The organism is Desulfosarcina cetonica JCM 12296 (genome assembly GCF_001311845.1).
Lineage (GTDB): Bacteria > Desulfobacterota > Desulfobacteria > Desulfobacterales > Desulfosarcinaceae > Desulfosarcina > Desulfosarcina cetonica.
Map to the genome: position 1 here is coordinate 1 of NZ_BBCC01000510.1, position 834 is coordinate 834.

The 834-nt window shown below is 67.5% G+C and carries 1 protein-coding gene; it reads right to left on the minus strand.

Translation table 11 applies throughout. The features are described from left to right. Positions 1 to 2: 2 nt before the first annotated feature. Positions 3 to 834: ATP-binding protein (locus JCM12296_RS35285; RefSeq protein WP_157068223.1), on the minus strand; the 832-nt coding region annotated here is incomplete at its 5' end.

Consider the following 834-nt stretch of genomic DNA (forward strand, 5'->3'; position numbering starts at 1 on the left):
CATCAGGCGGCGTTGCGGATGTTGCCGCCGGTGAGGTTGACCGCCCGGCCGAGGAAACCGCAGTCAAGGTTCGGCTGCCGCGGCGCCCGGGGCGGAAGCAGTTTCTCCCACAACAGCCCGCGGGCAGCGGCATCCGGCCGGGGGAAATCGACCACCACCTGAAAGCGACGGGCAAAAGCCGGGTCGAGATGATTGCGCAGGTTGGTGGTCAGGATCACCGGTCCCTGGTGGGACTCGATGCGCGCCAGCAAGTGGCTGACTTCCATATTGGCATAGCGGTCGCGCGCCTCCTTGACGTCGCCGCGCTTGCTGAACAGGCTGTCCGCCTCGTCGAATTGGAGCACCATGGGCCGGCCGTGGGCCGCGTCGAAGAGGCGGTTGAGGTTTTTTTCGGTTTCGCCGATGTACTTGCTGACCAGTCGTCCCAGATCGACCCGATACAGGGGCCAGCCGAGCTGGTTGGTGATCACGGCCGCGGCAAAGGTTTTACCGGTGCCGGACGGTCCGCAAAACAGCGCCACCGGACCGCCGCAATCCTGGCCGCCCCACTCCCCGACCACCCGCTCCTTGTGGGTGATCCAGAGCAGGAATTCGCGCAGTATGGCCAGCCGGTCTGGCGGCAACACCAGATCGTCCCAGCCGGCCTGAAGGCTCACCGGCACGGCGCCCGGCAAATTGCCGTTCACCGGGGGACGCCCCAAGAGGCGCGCGGTGAGACCGCTGGCCGGACGAAGGGGCTGAAACGGATCGGCGCCGTCGACATCCACCAGACCGAACCGGCGCAGGGGAGACGATTCGGCCAGGGCCGCATACAGGTCGCCCGCGGCCCCGGCG